This window comes from Shewanella sp. 10N.286.51.B8 (genome assembly GCF_041469325.1).
Lineage (GTDB): Bacteria > Pseudomonadota > Gammaproteobacteria > Enterobacterales > Shewanellaceae > Shewanella.
Genome location: NZ_JBFRKG010000013.1, coordinates 26,468 through 44,827, shown reverse-complemented (window position 1 = coordinate 44,827; position 18,360 = coordinate 26,468). Strand labels below are relative to the sequence as shown.

At 42.2% G+C, this 18,360-nt stretch carries 14 protein-coding genes and 1 pseudogene; 9 read left to right on the top strand and 6 right to left on the bottom strand.

Annotated elements, in window-relative coordinates; all coding sequences use genetic code 11:
• From AB4160_RS06345 to AB4160_RS06315, 7 genes and pseudogenes are all read left to right on the top strand, one after another.
• Window positions 1-443, top strand: a pseudogene (locus AB4160_RS06345) (hypothetical protein); the annotation flags it as partial.
• A 225-nt stretch (window positions 444-668) separates the two neighbouring features.
• The gene (locus AB4160_RS06340; protein ID WP_102475785.1) at window positions 669-1,010 is read left to right on the top strand and encodes a hypothetical protein; all 342 of its coding nucleotides are present in this window, start codon (window positions 669-671) and stop codon (window positions 1,008-1,010) included.
• A 66-nt stretch (window positions 1,011-1,076) separates the two neighbouring features.
• Window positions 1,077-2,588, top strand: coding sequence for a YdiU family protein (locus AB4160_RS06335; protein ID WP_102440082.1), 1,512 nt, complete (start codon window positions 1,077-1,079; stop codon window positions 2,586-2,588).
• A gap of 47 nt (window positions 2,589-2,635) precedes the next feature.
• Window positions 2,636-2,959, top strand: a complete 324-nt coding sequence (locus AB4160_RS06330) for a DUF3630 family protein (RefSeq protein WP_102440081.1) — start codon at window positions 2,636-2,638, stop codon at window positions 2,957-2,959.
• Entirely contained in the window at window positions 2,952-4,064 is a 1,113-nt protein-coding gene (locus AB4160_RS06325; protein ID WP_372003931.1) for a serine/threonine protein kinase, read from the top strand. The genes AB4160_RS06330 and AB4160_RS06325 overlap by 8 nt, the downstream gene beginning before the upstream one ends.
• A gap of 150 nt (window positions 4,065-4,214) precedes the next feature.
• Window positions 4,215-4,829: a thiol:disulfide interchange protein DsbA/DsbL gene (locus AB4160_RS06320; protein ID WP_102440079.1), complete on the top strand. Its 615-nt coding sequence runs from the start codon at window positions 4,215-4,217 to the stop codon at window positions 4,827-4,829.
• Window positions 4,830-5,171: 342 nt separating this feature from the next.
• On the top strand, window positions 5,172-5,384 hold the full coding sequence (locus AB4160_RS06315) for a DUF1107 domain-containing protein (RefSeq protein ID WP_102440077.1): 213 nt from the start codon (window positions 5,172-5,174) through the stop codon (window positions 5,382-5,384).
• On the opposite strand, the gene zapB is transcribed toward AB4160_RS06315, so the two are convergent.
• Window positions 5,381-5,581, bottom strand: coding sequence for a cell division protein ZapB (zapB, locus tag AB4160_RS06310; protein WP_055026159.1), 201 nt, complete (start codon window positions 5,579-5,581; stop codon window positions 5,381-5,383). The genes AB4160_RS06315 and zapB overlap by 4 nt on opposite strands.
• 359 nt (window positions 5,582-5,940) lie before the next feature.
• Here zapB and AB4160_RS06305 point away from each other — a divergent pair, with 359 nt between their 5' ends.
• A complete protein-coding gene (locus AB4160_RS06305) occupies window positions 5,941-7,032 on the top strand; it encodes a branched-chain amino acid aminotransferase (RefSeq protein ID WP_372003929.1) in 1,092 nt (363 codons plus the stop codon).
• Between the two features lie 104 nt (window positions 7,033-7,136).
• Here the strand turns inward: AB4160_RS06305 and AB4160_RS06300 are convergent, their stop codons facing one another.
• The 5 genes from AB4160_RS06300 to ilvY form a co-directional block, all read right to left on the bottom strand.
• Window positions 7,137-11,591: an EAL domain-containing protein gene (locus AB4160_RS06300; protein WP_372003927.1), complete on the bottom strand. Its 4,455-nt coding sequence runs from the start codon at window positions 11,589-11,591 to the stop codon at window positions 7,137-7,139.
• Window positions 11,592-11,971: 380 nt separating this feature from the next.
• On the bottom strand, window positions 11,972-12,898 hold the full coding sequence (locus AB4160_RS06295; protein WP_102440074.1) for an acyltransferase: 927 nt from the start codon (window positions 12,896-12,898) through the stop codon (window positions 11,972-11,974).
• A gap of 15 nt (window positions 12,899-12,913) precedes the next feature.
• Complete coding sequence (locus AB4160_RS06290) at window positions 12,914-13,801, bottom strand: acyltransferase (protein ID WP_102440073.1); 888 nt, start codon at window positions 13,799-13,801, stop codon at window positions 12,914-12,916.
• A gap of 131 nt (window positions 13,802-13,932) precedes the next feature.
• Window positions 13,933-15,456, bottom strand: coding sequence for a YifB family Mg chelatase-like AAA ATPase (locus AB4160_RS06285; RefSeq protein WP_303503561.1), 1,524 nt, complete (start codon window positions 15,454-15,456; stop codon window positions 13,933-13,935).
• Between the two features lie 121 nt (window positions 15,457-15,577).
• On the bottom strand, window positions 15,578-16,450 hold the full coding sequence (ilvY, locus tag AB4160_RS06280; protein WP_102440071.1) for an HTH-type transcriptional activator IlvY: 873 nt from the start codon (window positions 16,448-16,450) through the stop codon (window positions 15,578-15,580).
• A 213-nt stretch (window positions 16,451-16,663) separates the two neighbouring features.
• On the opposite strand from ilvY, the gene ilvC reads away from it, so the two are divergent.
• The gene (gene ilvC / locus AB4160_RS06275; RefSeq protein WP_102475781.1) at window positions 16,664-18,145 is read left to right on the top strand and encodes a ketol-acid reductoisomerase; all 1,482 of its coding nucleotides are present in this window, start codon (window positions 16,664-16,666) and stop codon (window positions 18,143-18,145) included.
• Window positions 18,146-18,360: the final 215 nt, after the last annotated feature.

The following is an 18,360-nucleotide window of genomic DNA, read 5'->3' as shown; positions in this document are numbered from 1 at the left end:
AGCCAGAGCCAGAGCCAGAGAATAAACCTATTACAGCGGCTTTACCTGCAACAGGTGCATGGGCAAGTGATGCATTTACGGCTTTAGTTTGCCAATATGATGCAAGTGCTGAACTACAGGCCCAGCATCTGAGTTTACTCAGTATTATTAGTCACAGTTACAAGTTACGTAAACAAGCTGATTACTGCCAATACGGCGCAGGTTTGACCCAGCGTTATCAGTTAGCTTATCAACAGTATCGCCAGCAAAACGCCACTGCTGCAGATGATAAAGGCATAGGCTTTATGCAATTATCAACCATGCTCAATGATACTAAGCAATTTGATAAAGCCATTGAAGTCTGTCAGCAGGCCATTGATTATCAATTAACAGATGGAACTGTTACCGGTTTTGAAGGTCGAATTAAGCGTATCGAGAAAGCAAAATCTAAAGCGAGTAATTAAGTGAATTGAATAAGACTAGGTAATTGGCTTTAACCATGATTTAGGTTATTAGGTTTTACCATGATCTAGTACAATGGCACTATCGTATGGAAAAGCGGACTTAGGTTCGCTTTTTTATTGCCCTAAAAGTGTTGAAACTGAATGTAGCTACTGGAATCCTGTAGCTAAATATTGAGATTAAAAGTGCAACTTAGGGTGAAAATAAGCATGCTTAAAGAGGTTTAAATGATGAATCGTAAAATGCGTAATACGCTGTTTTTATTCATGGCTATCATGGGGCTAACCGGCTGTATTCGTACCCCAGAATGGACACTGTTTTATTATGCGGATGAAGCCAAAGCGCCGCAGCAACCCATCAACGCCAAATTTATAGCAGGTTATTACGATACGCTTGAACAATGCCAAGCTAAAGCCAAGGGCATGCTGAGATTAAGCGGCAAAAACAGCCATCCACTGGATGCTAACCAGCTAGAAAATGCCACCGCAATACCGGTTGCCATTGATAAAGGCTATCAATGCAAACAGTTATGCCAAGTCAATGATGACAATGTCATTATCTGTCAATAAAACCTTGCCAGTAGTGAGTTATTAGCCTTCGCCATCAGGCTATTGTAGACCCAAGGAACAGGTTAAATGCAGTTTAAACAGGATTATTTTGAACAACTGGAAGGCTTTTATTCGCAGGTCTATCCATTGCCTATCAGTCAACCCCATTGGCTGGCTTGGAGTGATGACGCCGCCAAATTAATTGGCGCGCAAAGAGGCCAACTTAACGCCCAAGGTGATGATGAATTACTGCTGCAACTGTCAGGTAATCACGCTATGCCTGGGGCAAGTTACTATGCGCAAGTTTACAGTGGCCATCAATTTGGTGGTTATAGCCCACGATTAGGGGACGGGCGCTCAATTATTCTCGGCGAAGCGCAGGCAAACCCTAATGCTACAAGTAAAACAGCTAATAACGCGTCAGCTTGGGATGTGGCCTTAAAAGGGGCTGGGCCAACACCTTATTCTCGCAGTGGTGATGGTCGGGCGGTTATGCGTTCCGCGGTAAGGGAGTTTTTAGCATCCGAGGCCTTGGCGGCATTATCGATTCCGACCACCCGAGCATTAGCGGTGATTGGCTCTGACTTACCGGTATGGCGTGAATCACAAGAAACTGCGGCGATTACAGTGCGTTTAGCCAAAAGCCATATTCGTTTTGGTCACTTTGAGTATTTTTGCCATAGCGACCAAGGTGGTAAAGATAAACTAATTCAGTTACTAAACTTCACCATTAAACAGCATTACCCGCATTTAACTCAAGATTATCAAGGCTATAAAGCCTGGTTTACCCAAGTAGTAAAAGATACTGCTATTTTAATCGGCCACTGGCAAGCGGTAGGCTTTGCTCATGGGGTACTTAATACTGATAACATGTCGATTCTTGGTGACAGCTTTGATTTTGGCCCATTTGCCTTTTTAGATACTTTTAAAGAAGACTTTATTTGTAATCACTCCGATCCCCAGGGCCGTTATGCCTTTGGTCAGCAACCTGGCATTGGCCTGTGGAACCTGCAACGTTTAGCCCAAGCATTAACGCCCGTCATTGAGTCAGATGATTTAGTGGCTGTGCTGAATACTTATCAAGCTGAGTTAGTGCAGCAATATTTACTGCTCATGCGCGCTAAAATGGGCTTGAGTGTCAGTGAGCAAACCACGGCGCAAGCCCAAGAGCAAGATAAAACCGACTTAGATCTCATTGGCCGATTTTGCCATGTGTTACAGCATAATTTATTGGACTATACCAATACTTTCAGGGCGTTTGGTCAGTTAGACATAACCAGTGTCCACGCCAATATTAGTGATGAGATAATCGATAGACCCAAATTTGACGACTGGTATAAAAGTTATCAGCAGCGGGTTGGAAAGGTTGATGATATTGACCAATGGCAAGCACAGCGTAATAGTGTGAATCCCAAGTATATTTTACGCAACTACTTAGCCCAAGAAGCCATAGTGGCGGTGGAAGAAGGCGACAATAGTAAATTGTTAGAGCTGCATACTCTGTTAACTCAGCCCTATGCTGAGCAACCAGAATTAGACCATTATGCCAATAGACCACCCCAATGGGGACAAGGCTTAATCATGTCTTGTAGTAGCTAGTCAGTCATAGTAACAAGGTATTTAAGCAACTTATTTGAAGGAACATCATGTTATTGCGTTCGGTGCAATTAGATAAAGCCTCGCTGAGCATTTTAATTTCAGCAGAAATAGATTTTGAGCAGTTTGAAGCGTTTGCTGAGCCCTTAGCCTTGGCAATGGATTGTGATATTCGCGATCGCTTATGGGGCGCAGATAGGCACCAATGGCAGCTTAATTTTGAAGGCAGTCAGCTGTGGCTTAACTATGAGTTTTACGGCGATATTTGTTGGATATCAACGGAAGTAGAAGCCGATCTTGAAGTGCTAGAATATTTAATCACCTTGCTACAACCGCTGATCACTGCCAATGCGGTAAAGGATACACATGAATAATGACAATGCTGACAACGACTATCTAGATAATGACGAAGATATCGATAGTCAGGAAAAGTCGGGTAATGTAATAGAACCGGAATCACATCTTAACGATATCGCGCCAAAGGCTAGTGCTGACGAGGCTTGCTTTCATTATCAAGCCTTAACGCCTGATTTAATTCTCGATGCCATTGAGAGTGTTAACATCTATCCTGAAACGGGGTTGCTGGCGTTAAATAGTTACGAAAATCGGGTGTATCAATTTCGCTGCGATCGCGGTAATCGTTATGTAGTGAAGTTTTATCGCCCCCATCGCTGGAGTGATAATCAAATTCAAGAGGAGCATGATTACGCACTCGCGTTAGCTGCTGAAGATATCCCCATTGCAGTACCTGTGATTGTTGAGGGTAAAACCCTGCATGAATTTAAAGGTTATCGTTTTACTTTATTTCCCTCTATTGGTGGCCGCGCATTTGAGGTGGATAACCTTGATCAACTTGAAGCAGTTGGTCGCTTTATTGGCCGGATACATCAATATGCTAGTCAAGAGAGCTTTCAATATCGTGAGCCCTTAAGCTGCCAAATTTTAGGGGATGATGCGCTGCAATATTTACAGCAGTCAGGGCAAGTGCCTGAGGCCATTAGTCAGCAGTTTTTCACTGTCACGCAGCAAGTGTTGGCCAAGGCCAAGTCTGTATTGGCGCAGCATCAATTTCCGACATTACGGCTTCATGGTGATTTGCATCCAGGCAATATTTTATGGACCCCAGATGGCCCAGGTTTTGTTGACTTAGATGATGCTCGCCAAGGCCCTGCGGTGCAAGATATTTGGATGATGCTCACTGGTGATAGAGCCCAACGGTTATTACAGCTAGATGTATTACTTGAAGGCTATGAGGAGTTTTGTGATTTTGACCACAAGCAACTTAAGCTGATTGAGCCGCTGCGGGCATTGAGAATGATCCATTACAATGCCTGGCTAACAAAACGCTGGCAAGATCCTGCTTTTCCAAGGAACTTTCCATGGTTTGGTGATATCAAATACTGGGAACAGCAAACATTAGCGTTTAAAGAGCAACTTTCAGCGCTGGATGAAGAGCCATTAAGCTTGATGAGTTTTTAATTGAGTAATTGGCAAACCATAACGTAGATTGTTACAAATGATCCTGATAAGGTCTTGAGCATAAGAGATAATCTACATTATTATAGATTTAGATAAATTAGCGTTAACTATGCTACGGCATAATTGAGATTGCATACTAAAGGAAACAAGATGAAAAAAGCATTATTAATGGCTGCAGCGTTACTATTAGCCCCAATGGCGGCAACCGCAGCAGACTATAAAGAAGGTGTGCACTACACTGTGATTAACGAAGGCCCAGCCACATCAAAGCCTGAAATTACTGAGTTTTTCTCATTCTTTTGCGGGCATTGTTACAACTTCTCAAAAACTGTAGTACCAAAAATTGAAGCGACCCTTCCAGAAGGTGTGGCTTTTAATCAGGCACACGTTGAGTTTATTGGCGCAGATATGGGCGTAGAAATGTCACGTGCTTTCGCTATTGCTCATCAGCTCAATGTTGAAAAGAAAGTTGAACCAGCTATTTTTGCTGCAATCCATGACAAAAAGCAACGCTTCACCAACTTAAATGATATCCGTATGGTGTTTATTGCTAACGGTGTTGACGGTAAAGATTTTGATGCAGCAGCTAAGTCTTTCATGGTGAATGCGCAAATGTCTAAAATGAAGCGTGATACTCAGAATGCAAAAATTTCTGGTGTGCCTTCGTTAGTGGTTAACGGTAAATACCGTGTTGAGACAGGTGCGATTAAGTCTTACGATGAGCTATTAGACATCGCTTATTACTTAGCGACAGCTGACAAGTAACATGAGGGTTTAACCTCCCACGTGACAAAAGGAGCCAATGGCTCCTTTTTTTGTATCTTTAATTTATTAGTGGCTGAAAAAGAGCAAAAAAAAACCGCATGTTTTAAAATTTGCATTTTAAAACAGTGCGGTGTTGAGCCAATTAGCTCGTTATTTACCCTGAGTAACGAAGTCACTTTACCAAGGTGTCAAAAAAATGGCAAGCGTCATCTTACTGGCTTGTTACGTTTTGTTTACATTGAGTTATTTTGAAGCGGAAAAAGATCGATTTTAATGAAACTCTTTTGCGGTTTTTTTGTCCAAATTTGAGTTGTAAAATGAAATATAGCCAAAGGAGTCTCCATGAGAAGGTTTCCGGTATATGCACCTAAACTCATCGTTAAACATGCGCGAATTTTTTTAACTGGGGTGATTTGGGTAAAAGACTTAGGGTGTTTAGAGTTTAGAAAGGGGCGTTTTTTAATGCCGAAAAAAAGCCTGCCAAAAGTAAAGCAGGCTGTTTCTGAGCTTAACCAAATGCTAGTAGCTCAGCATGTTGAAACTAACACAGTTTAGCTTTCGCTATTGAGTAAGCCGACAAGGCCATTCACTTTATCGTTCCAAGAGTTTAGGTCTTGTTGCAATTGCTGATTAGTCTCAGTCAATTGAGCATTCTTTTGCTTCTCTTCTTCAAGCTCCATTTTTAGTAGCTCTGCATTTTCAAGAGTTGCCTGGATTTTGGCTTCCAGTTGGGACAGTAATTCAAGGCTCATATCGGGAGTCCTAATAGTTTCTGGATGGAATGCTGATTCTAGCAGTGACTGGGGTTTAAGGAATAGCCAAATTCGTTAAGTGGTTAAAAAAAGAACGACTTTGGCTACTATTTTGTAAGCTTTATCCATCTGTCAGTGTGAGTGGCTTGTTTTAAGCTAAAAACCGCCACATCCTGTGCTTTTTCAGTGAAATGATAAAACTTTATTTGTTGCGGTTTACCATGCTTTAACGGCTAATTTTATGGTTTTAATTATTGTGAACTTCGATTGACGCTTAATTGTGCTCCACTTTATCCATTTGCTTGACATTACATCTGATGATTCATAGTCTGCTAGCATTGTTTTTAAGGTGGTAGCAAATGGACATCAAATATAATTTAAAAGCGGCATCGTCGCGTCGTACTGAGCAGTTTAAACCAGAAGGCAATGTAGGCTTTGGTAATCTCAGAACCGATCATATGTTTTTAATGGATTATCGAGATGGCCAGTGGTGTGACCCTCGCATTGAGCATTATGCGCCGTTTGAAATGGCCCCGGGCGCCATTGCGCTTCATTATGGTCAGTCCATCTTTGAAGGTGCTAAAGCGTTTAAGCATGACGATGGTGAAATCTACACCTTTAGACTGGATAAGAATGCCCAACGTTTAAATACCTCTGCAGATATCTTATGTATTCCTAACCTTGCTGAAGACATTCAACTGCAAGCCATTAATGCGCTTATTGATGTCGATAGGCTGTGGTTTCCAATGCAAGATGGCGCATGTTTATATATTCGGCCTTTTATTTTTGCTACCGAAGATCGTTTATCAGTGAGCCCAAGCTTGAACTTTACTTTCTGCGTGATCTTAAGCCCAAGTGGTGCTTATTACGCTGATGGGGTGAATAAAGCGATTCGATTACTGATCAGTAAAAAATTCCACCGCGCGGTATCAGGCGGCACGGGGGCATCAAAAGCGGCCGGTAATTACGCAGCATCGTTAAGAGCGGGGCAAGCCGCTGCTGAATATGGCGCTGCCCAAGTGTTATATCTTGATGCGAACAACAAGCAGATTGAGGAAGTGGGCGCAATGAACCACTTCCATATCCTCAAAGATGGCACTGTAATTATCCCGACGTTTACTGACACTATCTTAAAGTCCATTACCTCGCAATCTATGCTAGAAATTGGCCATTTATTGGGATGTGAAGTGCGCCAAGAAACCATTATGCTGGACAAATTTATCGCAGATATCGAAGCCGGTGAAATTGTTGAAGCGGGCGGATTTGGTACTGCAGCCGTGGTATCGCCAGTGGGCTCGTACATCTTTGAAGATGGCCGTATTGTTACAGTTGGTGATGGTGAAGTTGGCCCTTGCATCAAGCGTATTTATCAAATATTTACCCAACTGCAAAAAGGTGAGCTTGAAGGACCTGAAGGCTGGGTTAAGCGTGTTGAGCGTGTCGCGCCATAGCTAAACTGAATAAATTCAGACAATAAAAAAGGCTCATTTGAGCCTTTTTTATTGCTTGGAGTATAGGGTTTAGCTGTGTCGATTTTTATTGAATCGCTTTAATGCTATGCTAGTTTTTCCTGCTGGTTATCTAATCTTAGCCTTGCTAAACAGTCCTCAGCAGTCAGTGGTTTACTGAGTAAAAAGCCCTGCACTTGATCGCAGCCTTCATGCTTTAAGAAGTCAAATTGCGCCTCAGTTTCAACGCCTTCTGCCACGACATTGAGTTCAAGGCTGTGGGCCAGAGTAATAATGGCGCTGGTAATAGCGGCATCATCAGGATCATCAATAATATCGCGGACAAATTCTCTATCAACTTTCAAGGTATCGATAGGGAAGCGCTTTAAGTAACTTAAACTTGAGTAACCAGTACCAAAGTCATCAATGGCAATGGTAAGGCCTAGGGCTTTTAGCTGGGCTAATACTGTGACTGAGTCTTGCGGGTTACCCATGATCATCGACTCTGTCAGCTCTAACTCCAGAGCGCTGGCGGGTAACCCTGATACCGCAAGGGCCACTTCAATAGTGGAAATAATATCGGCTTTAAGTTGTCTTGCTGATAAGTTAACAGCCACAGAAATATGCTCAAAGCCTTGTTGATGCCATTCAGCTAATTGATTGCAGGCCTGATCAATGGCCCAATGGCCAATGCCGTTAATCATCCCGGTTTCTTCCGCTAACGGAATAAATTCCACTGGTGAGATAAATCCAAGGGTTTTACTTTCCCAGCGCAGTAGGGCTTCAACGCCAATAATCCGCTTGGTTTTAATGTCAAACTTGGGCTGATATACCAGATACATTTCATTATTTTGAATCGCCTGTTTAAGGCCTGCCTCAAGCTCTACATGACGGGTGGCATATTGGTTTAAATCTTCAGTGTAAAACTGGAAGTTATTACGCCCTAAAGATTTAGCATGGTACATGGCAGTATCTGCATATTTAATTAATGAGGTACTGTCGCTGGCATCATTAGGGTACAAACTAATGCCGATAGAAGGTGATACGGTAATATTTTTATCATCCAATAAGAACGGACTCTTAAAGGCGTTTAATACTTTTTCTGCCACAACAGCAGCAGATTTTATTTTGCTGAGCCCTTCAAGAATAATGGTAAATTCATCGCCACCGAGACGAGCAACAGTATCGCCATCGCGCACCGAGTTTTGCAATCGAATCGCCACCGCTTTTAATAATAAATCCCCCACATGATGACCCATGGAGTCATTAATGTGCTTAAAGCGGTCTAAATCCAAAAAGAATAACGCCACAATATCTTTAGAGCGATGGGCTTTGGTGATCGCCTGATTAAGCCTGTCTTGAAATAGGGTGCGGTTTGGCAAGCTGGTGAGCGGATCGAAATTGGCTAATATGCGTAAGTCTTCTTCGGCTTTTTTACGGGAGGTAATATCAGTAAATACCGCAACAAAGTGGCTCGTTTCACCTTTAGTATCGATGACCTGATTGATCTCCAGCCACGCCAAAATGCCTTTTTTATCTTTAGTACGAATATTAATTTCGCCAGCCCAATGCTTTTTCCTTAACAGTTGTAATTCCACATTATGATAAAAGGCGCGCGACTGTTTGCCGTAAGCTAAATATAGAAAGTGTTTGCCAGCAATGGCTTCAGATTCAAAACCGGTAATACGACTAAACGCAGGGTTTACCGTGCGGACTCGATAATCCAGTTCGCCTACCACTACGGCCTCGTTCATACTGTGTAGTACTTGGCTTGAGAGTTTTAATTCATTTTCAGTTGCTTTTCTGACGGTGATATCTTTATGGGTACCGGCCATGCGAACCGGTTTATCTTGCTGGTCCCATTCAACGACTTTGCCGCGATCCATTAACCATATCCATTTACCTGGCTGCTTTTCTACGCGGTACTCAGCTTCAAAAAACTCAGCTTTTCCGGCTAAATGGTCATTGAGAAGTTGGGCTACCCTCGCTTTATCTTCTGGGTGGATATTGGTGATCAATGCATGATCGTCTTCAGCGAACGGTTGAGAGGTTAAAATATTGGTACGGTAGACTTTGTTGTCGCGGATATTCCAGTCCCACATACCATCGCCTGAGGCCCATAACGCCAGTTTAAGGCGCTCTTCTGAAGCGCGGATACTGATTTCAAACTCACGTTGTTTTTCACGCTTTAATTGCTTTAAATAAATGAAAAATGTCAGCAGCAACATGAGGGCGATACCATAAATGACGTACGCGCCTTTACTTAGGTAAAATGGCGGCACCACAGTAAATTTGATACTAAAAGGCGGCTCTGTGTAGGGGTTATCAGTGAGGGTCGAGCGCACTAACAGCTCAAACTTTTTCGGCGGCAAATTGCTAAAACTGATGTCATTTGATTGATTTAACTCAACCCAATCATCATTGTGACCGACTAATTTGTAACTCAGTTGCTGTAACCCAGGGTAATTAAAATTCAGTGTACTGACAGTAAAACCAATGGTTTTATCAGAGTAGGGCATTTGTAATGCTGGTGGCTGTTGCAAATTTAATAATGGAAAATGCTGCTCACCCAAATGATAACTGGTTAGGGCTATTCTAGTGTTAGGTCTTTTAGCTGGAACCAATAGTGGATTAAATTGATTTATGCCATTAACGCCGCCAAACCACAGCTGGCCATCAGTATCGTTAAATTTAACCCCGCCGTTAAACTCCGCAGCTTGCACTCCATCAAATGGGTTGAAGAACATATACTCTAAACTAGTCGATACTCTGGCGATACCAGAATTGGTACTAAGCCACAGGTTTTGAGCATCGTCTTCTAACATGGCATAAACCGTGTGCTGCTTTAACGGTTCACTTAAGGGCTCAAATTGCAGTTGGTTATTAGTGGTTTCGATAACTTTATCGACGCCGCTATGGGTTGCCATTAATAAGTCACCAGCGGCAGTGACAATAAAATCTCGAATACGATTATCACTGAGTGTGCTAGTGTCGGCTGCTTGGCGACTTTTGATAATGAGTTCTTGTGTGTCAGGTTTTAGTCTGACTAAGCCTGCCATTGTGCCGAGCCACAGGCTGTTGTTATGGTAAGTAAGGGACAATATTGGGCGCTTACTGGGGACAAATTCAGTCTGAAAATCAAAATTGTATTGATGAATAACCTCTTCACCTGGCAATACAAAATATAAGCCGTAGTTACTAGCAATCCAAAGTCGGCCGCTATCATCTTGAGCAAATTTACGGATCAGCAGCGAGTCTGAAGCGCTATTATCAGCTAAAGGCACAAATGACAGCTGCTGATCTGGCGTTAATTGTGCCAGCCCGTGATTAGTACCAAACCACAGATTACCGTCTTGGGTTTGGGTGATGGCATGTACAGTTAACGGGTACTCTGCTTCATGTACATTAAGGGCCTGAGCAAATAGGTCGTTGTAGTAATAAAAACTACCTTGCTGCTCATCAAATAGTTTTAAGCCTGCGCTTTCAGTGCCAATCCATAAACGCTGCTGATCATCACGAAAAATCGCCCGGATCATATTGGCCATTTTAGGCTTGCTAGGATGGAGTTCGTAAATATGGTTAAAATACACTTGATTGAGGTTAAGCTTATTAATTCCTGAGTAGCGAGTGCCTAACCATAGGTTACCGTCTTCTGCGAGCATGATGCTTTGTAGATTGTCTTCGCTAATAGATTGGCGACTATTGGGATCGTATTTATGGATGCGGCTGCGCCATGTATCACCAATTAAATCCAATTGAATTAACCCAGCGTTTGCGCCAATGGCCCATATTTGTTTATCACCATTGATGACAAAGTCTTTTATTTGATTGTATTTTTTAGTTTGGTTATTGATCCAAATTGTGGTTTGTTCGCCGCTAATCAGATCGTAGCTGATCAGTCGATTGCTAATCGCTAACCACACTGCGCTTTTATCATGACTGGTTTTTATACTATTGACCCGCAGGTTGGGTGGGATATCTAAGCGGATAATGTTTTTGCTATCAATGGCGTAAGTGCCACTGGCTTGGGTGCCAACAAAAATATATTTGTCATCGATATTGGCGATACTGGTGATATGAGGATCGATAGCATTATTTAAGCTTATTTTTGCTATTTTATTGGTATGCAGTGATAGGGTGAATAAACCTGATTGAGTCCCTATCCACAAACTATTATCAATTAACGTGAGTTTAGTTAGCTTTAAGTCTGTTAACCCTTGGGCACTCCCAAAATGAGTAAACTCACCATTACTGAGGTTTAAACGGCTGAGTCCTTGGGAAAAGGTTGCCACCCATAAGTCACTATCAGATGATTGCAATATATCGGTAATGTAATTGCCGGCAATACTGGTGGGATTATTACTGTCGTTAACAAACACATCAAATTGAATGCCGTTATAACTGTGTAAGCCATCTTGAGTGCCAACCCATAACATGCCTGAGCTATCTTTGAACAGTTTAGTGACAGAGTTTTGATTTAAGTCGTTAGAGGCTTCAAATTGTTCAAACGCTAACAGGTGATTGTCATTAAGTGGGCTAATTGCATAGACGGAAGCTGACATTGAGGTGAAGAGCACCAAAATGCATAAGCATGTTTTCAAGGCTAAGGAAAAACGTAAATTCAATCTGCACCTGTAATAATTATAATGGGTAAAGAATGATGCCAAATTGCACATTGTTAATTAATATCTAATTTATAAACATGCTTACAACAGGGCGTACCGCTAGTTTATTTGTATATGTTGCCAGCGATTTAAAGTTTTTATTGTTGAATTATAACCATATTACGCGAGTAATATAGTTTTTTTCAAATTACATTTAAGTTTGCTGATTTTATGCTTGTTGAGAAACTGTTGTTGGCTTAACTGTTTTGATGAAGCTTGTTGGTTTAAAAACAAAAAACACGCAATTAAGCGTGTTTTTAGGCTGATTTTAAACAGTACTATTTGGGCGTAGATGTGTCATTAAGGTATTTTTTATAAATACCATCTAACTGCTGATCCTTCTCGAACCAAACTTGGTTTAACCAGCGCTGAAATTCAACTCGGGTTTCAGGATTAGAGAAATAATCTTCAGCATCCACTTTAGGTACTGGCATTTGCTCAATTCTGACCACAATTTTTTTAACACGCCCAGACATGACCTCATACAAAGCGCCTTTCTCTGTGTCAGCATCAGGATAAGCTAAGGTCATGTTAAGTAACCCAGTAAATTGCTCGCCCATTGCCGAAAGGGTAAAGGCAATGCCGCCAGCCTTTGGCCTTAACAAATGTTTATAAGGCGACTGTTGGCGCTTGTGTTTATCTGCAGTAAAACGGCTGCCTTCCACATAATTAATAATTGATGTTGGGAAATGCTTAAATTTTTCACATGCCTTGCGGGTGGTTTGTAAATCTTTACCCTTAAGTTTTGGATTCTTCTTGAGCTTAGCAGGGCTAGTTCGGTTCATGAACGGCATATCTAATGCCCAGCAGCCTAAACCCAGAAAGGGCACAAAGATTAGCTCTTTTTTAAGGAAAAACTTCAACATAGGAATATGGTTACGCAAGATATAGGTTTGCGCTGCAATATCAAAGCCACTGACATGGTTACTGATCAACAAATACCAGCCGCGTTCATCCAGGCCTTCAAGCCCCTCAATATCCCACTCTATTTTAGCAATGAGAAATAAAATACCGCCATTACAGCTTGCCCATGCCCACATAAAGCGGTTCATTAAGCGAGTAAGTGCGTTTCTTGCTGCAACTACAGGAACGACCAGCTTAATGACGCCACCAATACTAATGAGGCCTGCCCATAGTGTGGTATTGATGATCAATAAACTGCTACTAATAAAAAAGATGACTGGACCTGGTAAAAAACCTAGCATGTAGCTAAATACCTCTTATTTGTTTTCTTCAGCCATAATGCTGATTTTTTTATCTTTTTCTTGCCAAAGTTGATTTAACTGAGACTGAAAATCAATTTTAAACTGCCTATCATTACTATAGTCACCTTTTAAGGTCGCTGGGATATCAGAGATGTGAATATCGACATAAACCTCAGTTAACTCGCCGCAAATATACTCCCAGTAGCTTGGCACTTTATTAGGGTAGTAAATGGTGACATTAACTAACTTGTTGATGTGTTCACCCATAGCATCTAAAGCAAAGGCCATTCCACCGGCTTTGGGCTTCAGCAAGTGCTGAAAAGGCGAAGCTTGCTTTTGGTGTTTTTGCGGATGAAAACGGGTGCCTTCAACGAAATTCATCACGCTGACAGGCTTATGCTTAAATTTGTTGCACGACTTACGGGTAATCTCAATGTCTTTACCTTTAAGTTTTGGGTTCTTTTTCAATTGTGCTGTCGAATAACGACGCATAAAGGGAAAGTCTAACGCCCACCAAGCAAGCCCTAATATGGGAACAAATATGAGCTCTTGTTTTAAAAAAAACTTTAAAAATGGGATCTTACGATTAAAAACACGCTGAAGTACTAAAATATCGACCCATGACTGGTGGTTAGCTATAACCATGTACCATTCTTTTTCAGAAAACTGATCATCACCGCTTAGTTTTATGGTAACGGGATGAAAAATGGCTTCGATAACACCATTAACACTGATCCACGCACTGGCACAGTTATCTAAAATATAACTGCATATTTTACGAATAACATTAATGGGTAATAGTTTGAAAATACTAAAAATTAGAATGGGTGTAACCCAAACGATCGTATTTATGACATAGCAAATAAATGCTATTGAACCTTTAATTTTTGCTAACAGCGGCATCTAGCTCTCCTGTAAATGGAGGCTTATGTTACTCCGTGATAGCCTTGGGCTCAATCTGTTGGACAATAATATCCAATGTTTTGTTGTTTTATTACACTTAATTCAATATGTAACGACAACAGTGAATCATTTTAGTATTGCTGGCTTAATCTATTCATTAACCTATCCATGGCTCTATAACCCAAAGCCTGAGCAATGTGTCTTCTTTCTGTTGTATTGGATTGTTGTAAATCAGCAATGGTTCTAGAGACCCGTTGGATTCGATGGAAACTTCTCACTGATAGTCCTAATTTTTGAATGCTTTGCTCAAGAAACTCTAAATCACTTTGGCTCATGGCTAAATGTTGCTTTAGCAGTGCTGGTGATAATTCACAATTAATGACTCCGGCGCGGCTAAGTTGTTTTTCCCGCGCTAGCTGCACTCGCTTAGCAATGGATTGGCTACTTTCGCCTATTTCTTGGGTTTGCGTTAAGGTGCCTGCAGGCAGTTTAGGGACTTCTATCGTGAGATCGAATCTATCTAAAAATGGCCCTGATAAACGGGATAAGTAACGTTGAATTTGGTCAGGCGTTGCGCGAGAGTTTTCAACATCACCGCAAGGGCTAGGGTTCATCGCCGCGATGAGTTGAAAGCGACTAGAAAAGGTTACTTTGGCGGCAGCCCGCGAGATAACCACTTCACCAGACTCCATTGGCTCACGCAGGCAATCTAATACTTTGCGAGGGAATTCCGCAATTTCATCAAGAAATAAAATGCCTCTATGGGCTAAGGATATTTCCCCTGGTTTTGGCACGCTGCCTCCGCCCACTAAGGATATTGATGAACACGTATGATGTGGCGCTCGAAAAGGCCGCTCTAAAAAGGCTTGGGGTTTAATATTAAGTCCTGCAACCGAATGAATCGCAGCAACATCAATGGCCTCTTCATAGGTAAGCTTGGGCAGTAGCGGGATTATCCGATTGGCCAGCATACTTTTACCTGTACCGGGCGGACCAATAAATAGGGTGTTGTGACCACCTGCCGCTGCGATTTCCAGCCCTTGCTTAGCTTGGTATTGACCAATCACTTCGCTGAGGCAGAGTGCGTTTTCTGCTAAAGGTTCTTCAAACCATTCCAATTGCTGATCAACCAGTGGTAATTTTGCTTGGCCGTGCATAAAGGCTGCGAGGTTTTGCAAGTGAGCGACTAAGTGGGTTTGCGGGTAACCCACTAACTCTGCTTCATGGCGGTTATCTAAAGGGATGAATAATTCATGCTGTTGATTTTTAGCGGCAATAATAGCGGGCAGAATACCAATGCAGGGCCTTACTTGTCCTGACAAGGCTAGCTCACCAATAAACTCACATTGGGCTAACTGGGTATTAGGAATTTGCCCCGAGGCGGCCAAAATACCAATGGCGATAGGCAAATCATAACGGCCACCTTGCTTGGGTAAATCAGCCGGAGCAAGATTTACCGTTATTCGCTGCATGGGGAATTCAAAACCAGCGTTTATTAAGGCACTACGAACTCGCTCTCTGGCTTCTTTTACTGAGGTTTCAGGTAACCCCACTAAATTAAACGCAGGCAAACCATTACTAAGATGTACTTCGACAGTGACTTTAGGCGCTTCTACGCCGCAACAAGCGCGGGTGTTTACACAGGCAATAGCCATTAACAAATCCTTTTGTTTTGTGTGCTGGAATTTAGTAACTATTTAGTTAGTTTTTAAGCTTTCTAAGTGTAGCAGCTAAAATCAACAGTGCGATTTTAGCTGCTGTTGATATTTGAGAGGCTTAAATAACTTCAAGAAAGGCTTTTAAAATAGGTTCTTGAGTGCGTTTTTCTTTGCAGCAACAACCTAATTGAAAGGGGGCGATATCTTGTGGTGATTCAAGCCGCTGTAAGCGTTCTCGCACTGGGCTATTTTCGACTACCACATCAGGACTAATACTGACGCCACAGCCCAAGGCCACCATCGAGGTTATTGCCTCTTGCCCCGAGACTTGCGCATAAATATTGGGCTTGAAGCCCATGGCTTTAAACCAATTATCAGCGCGGCGTCTGCCAGGCCCATGGTCGGGGACAATAAAAGGCAGCTGCGCCCAGTCTATGGGTTGTTGCTTAATCATGCTTTGGGCTTGGCATTTTATGGTGGGCGCATATAGATGCAGCGGCACTTGGCCGATTTCTTCAAAATGTAGGCTTGCTGGCAATGAGTCTGGTAAGGCGATAATGGCAACATCGGCGCGATTATGTTGGATCTCTGCTACTGCATTGGCCGCATCCCCCGTGTTCAAGGTAATTTCCACATGAGGGTGCTCACGTCTAAAGCGGTCAAGCAATGCAGGTAGGTGACTGTATGCGGCAGTGACTGAGCAATATAAGTTGATACGACCGTGAAGTAAGGGCTGCTCGGGGTCAATGCGGCTTTTCAAACTTAACCACTCAGCTAAGGTGTGTTCGGCAAATTGCTTAAATTCATTGCCCGCATGGGTAATGCTGACACTGCGATTGTCCCGCTCAAACAATTTACAACCCACTTCTTCTTCAAGGCGCTGCAATGCGCGGCTTAATGTTGACGGGCTCACATGGGTTTGCTGGGCTGTTTTGCCAAAATGCAGGCTGTCGCATAAGTGTAAATACAGTTTTAATGCACGAATATCCATGTTGTAGCCTTAATAAAATCAGTGTCTTGAAATCAATTTGTTCAGATATGCGGGATATATCAATAACGTTGCAAAAAGTGAAACGTAGTGTGCCGAATATATCATTTTGAGCAATCATGAGCTTACGCTATAGTGATCTCAATCACAACTTCTGGATAGTTTGGCTGCCAGAATGGAGTGTCTCAAATTTCTGAATTAAAGGTGGTATCTCAGATGGCTAACTATTTTAACTCTCTGAATTTACGTCAACAATTAGCTCAATTAGCACAATGCCGCTTTATGGATCGTACTGAGTTTAGCGACGGTTGTAGTTTTATTAAAGATTGGAATATCGTGATCTTAGGTTGTGGGGCACAAGGCCTAAACCAAGGTCTGAATATGCGTGACTCAGGCTTGAATATCTCTTTTGCATTACGTCCGCAAGCGATTGCTGAGAAACGTGCATCATGGAAGCAAGCAACTGATAACGGTTTTAAAGTAGGCACTTTCGAAGAGCTTGTTCCTGCTGCAGATTTAGTGCTTAACCTAACACCTGATAAACAGCATTCAAATGTTGTTAATGCAGTAATGCCATTGATGAAAGAAGGTGCCACATTATCTTACTCTCACGGTTTTAATATCGTTGAAGAAGGTATGCAGATTCGTTCTGATATCACTGTTGTTATGGTTGCGCCTAAGTGTCCAGGTACTGAAGTACGTGAAGAATACAAACGCGGTTTTGGTGTCCCAACACTGATTGCGGTTCACCCTGAAAATGACCCGAAAGGTGATGGCCTTGCCATTGCTAAAGCTTATGCAAGTGCAACTGGTGGCGACCGAGCGGGTGTTTTATTGTCATCATTCATTGCAGAAGTTAAGTCTGACTTAATGGGCGAGCAAACAATCCTTTGTGGCATGTTGCAAACCGGCGCCATTCTTGGTTATGAAAAAATGGTCGCTGATGGTGTTGAGCCAGGTTATGCAAGTAAGTTAATTCAGCAAGGATGGGAAACTGTCACTGAAGCACTTAAGCATGGCGGCATCACTAACATGATGGATCGTTTATCAAACCCTGCCAAAGTGAAGGCGTTTGAAGTTGCTGAAGAGTTGAAAGAAATTCTTCAACCATTATTTGAAAAGCACATGGATGACATTATTAGTGGTGAGTTCTCTCGCACTATGATGGCAGATTGGGCCAATGACGATGCAAACTTACTTCGCTGGAGAGCAGAAACCAACGAAACAGCATTCGAAAATTCACCAGTATCCGATGAACACATCGATGAGCAAACGTATTTTGACCAAGGTATCTTCTTAGTTGCCATGATCAAAGCCGGTGTAGAGCTAGCGTTCGATACCATGGTTGCAGCAGGTATTATTGAAGAGTCAGCTTATTACGAATCACTACATGAAACGCCATTGATTGCTAACACCATTGCACGCAAACGTTTATATGAAATGAACGTAGTTATTTCAGATACTGCTGAATACGGTTGTTACTTGTTTAACCATGCAGCAGTGCCGCTATTACGTGACTACGTAAAAGCAATGTCACCAGAGTTATTAGGTGCTGGTTTAGCTGCGGGTTCAAATAGCGTTGATAACAAGCGCTTAATTGAAGTGAATGAAGCGATTCGTCATACCGATGTTGAGTTTATCGGTGCAGAATTACGCGGTTACATGACTGATATGAAAGGTATTGTTGAAGCTAACTAATTTTTGTTGATTGTGTTGTGAAGTACCTGTTCAGCTACGTTTTCGGGCAGGCATCAAACTTTTGTAAAGTTAAAACTTGCATAAAGTAGAAACAATCAATCAAAAGCTTAGGGTGGTTATCACGGATTTGTGTTGACCATCATAGCTTTAGATTTTGTTGTTGTTTGCATTGTCTCGGCAGGGAAGCTGAATTTTTTTTGACAACACAATTTTAT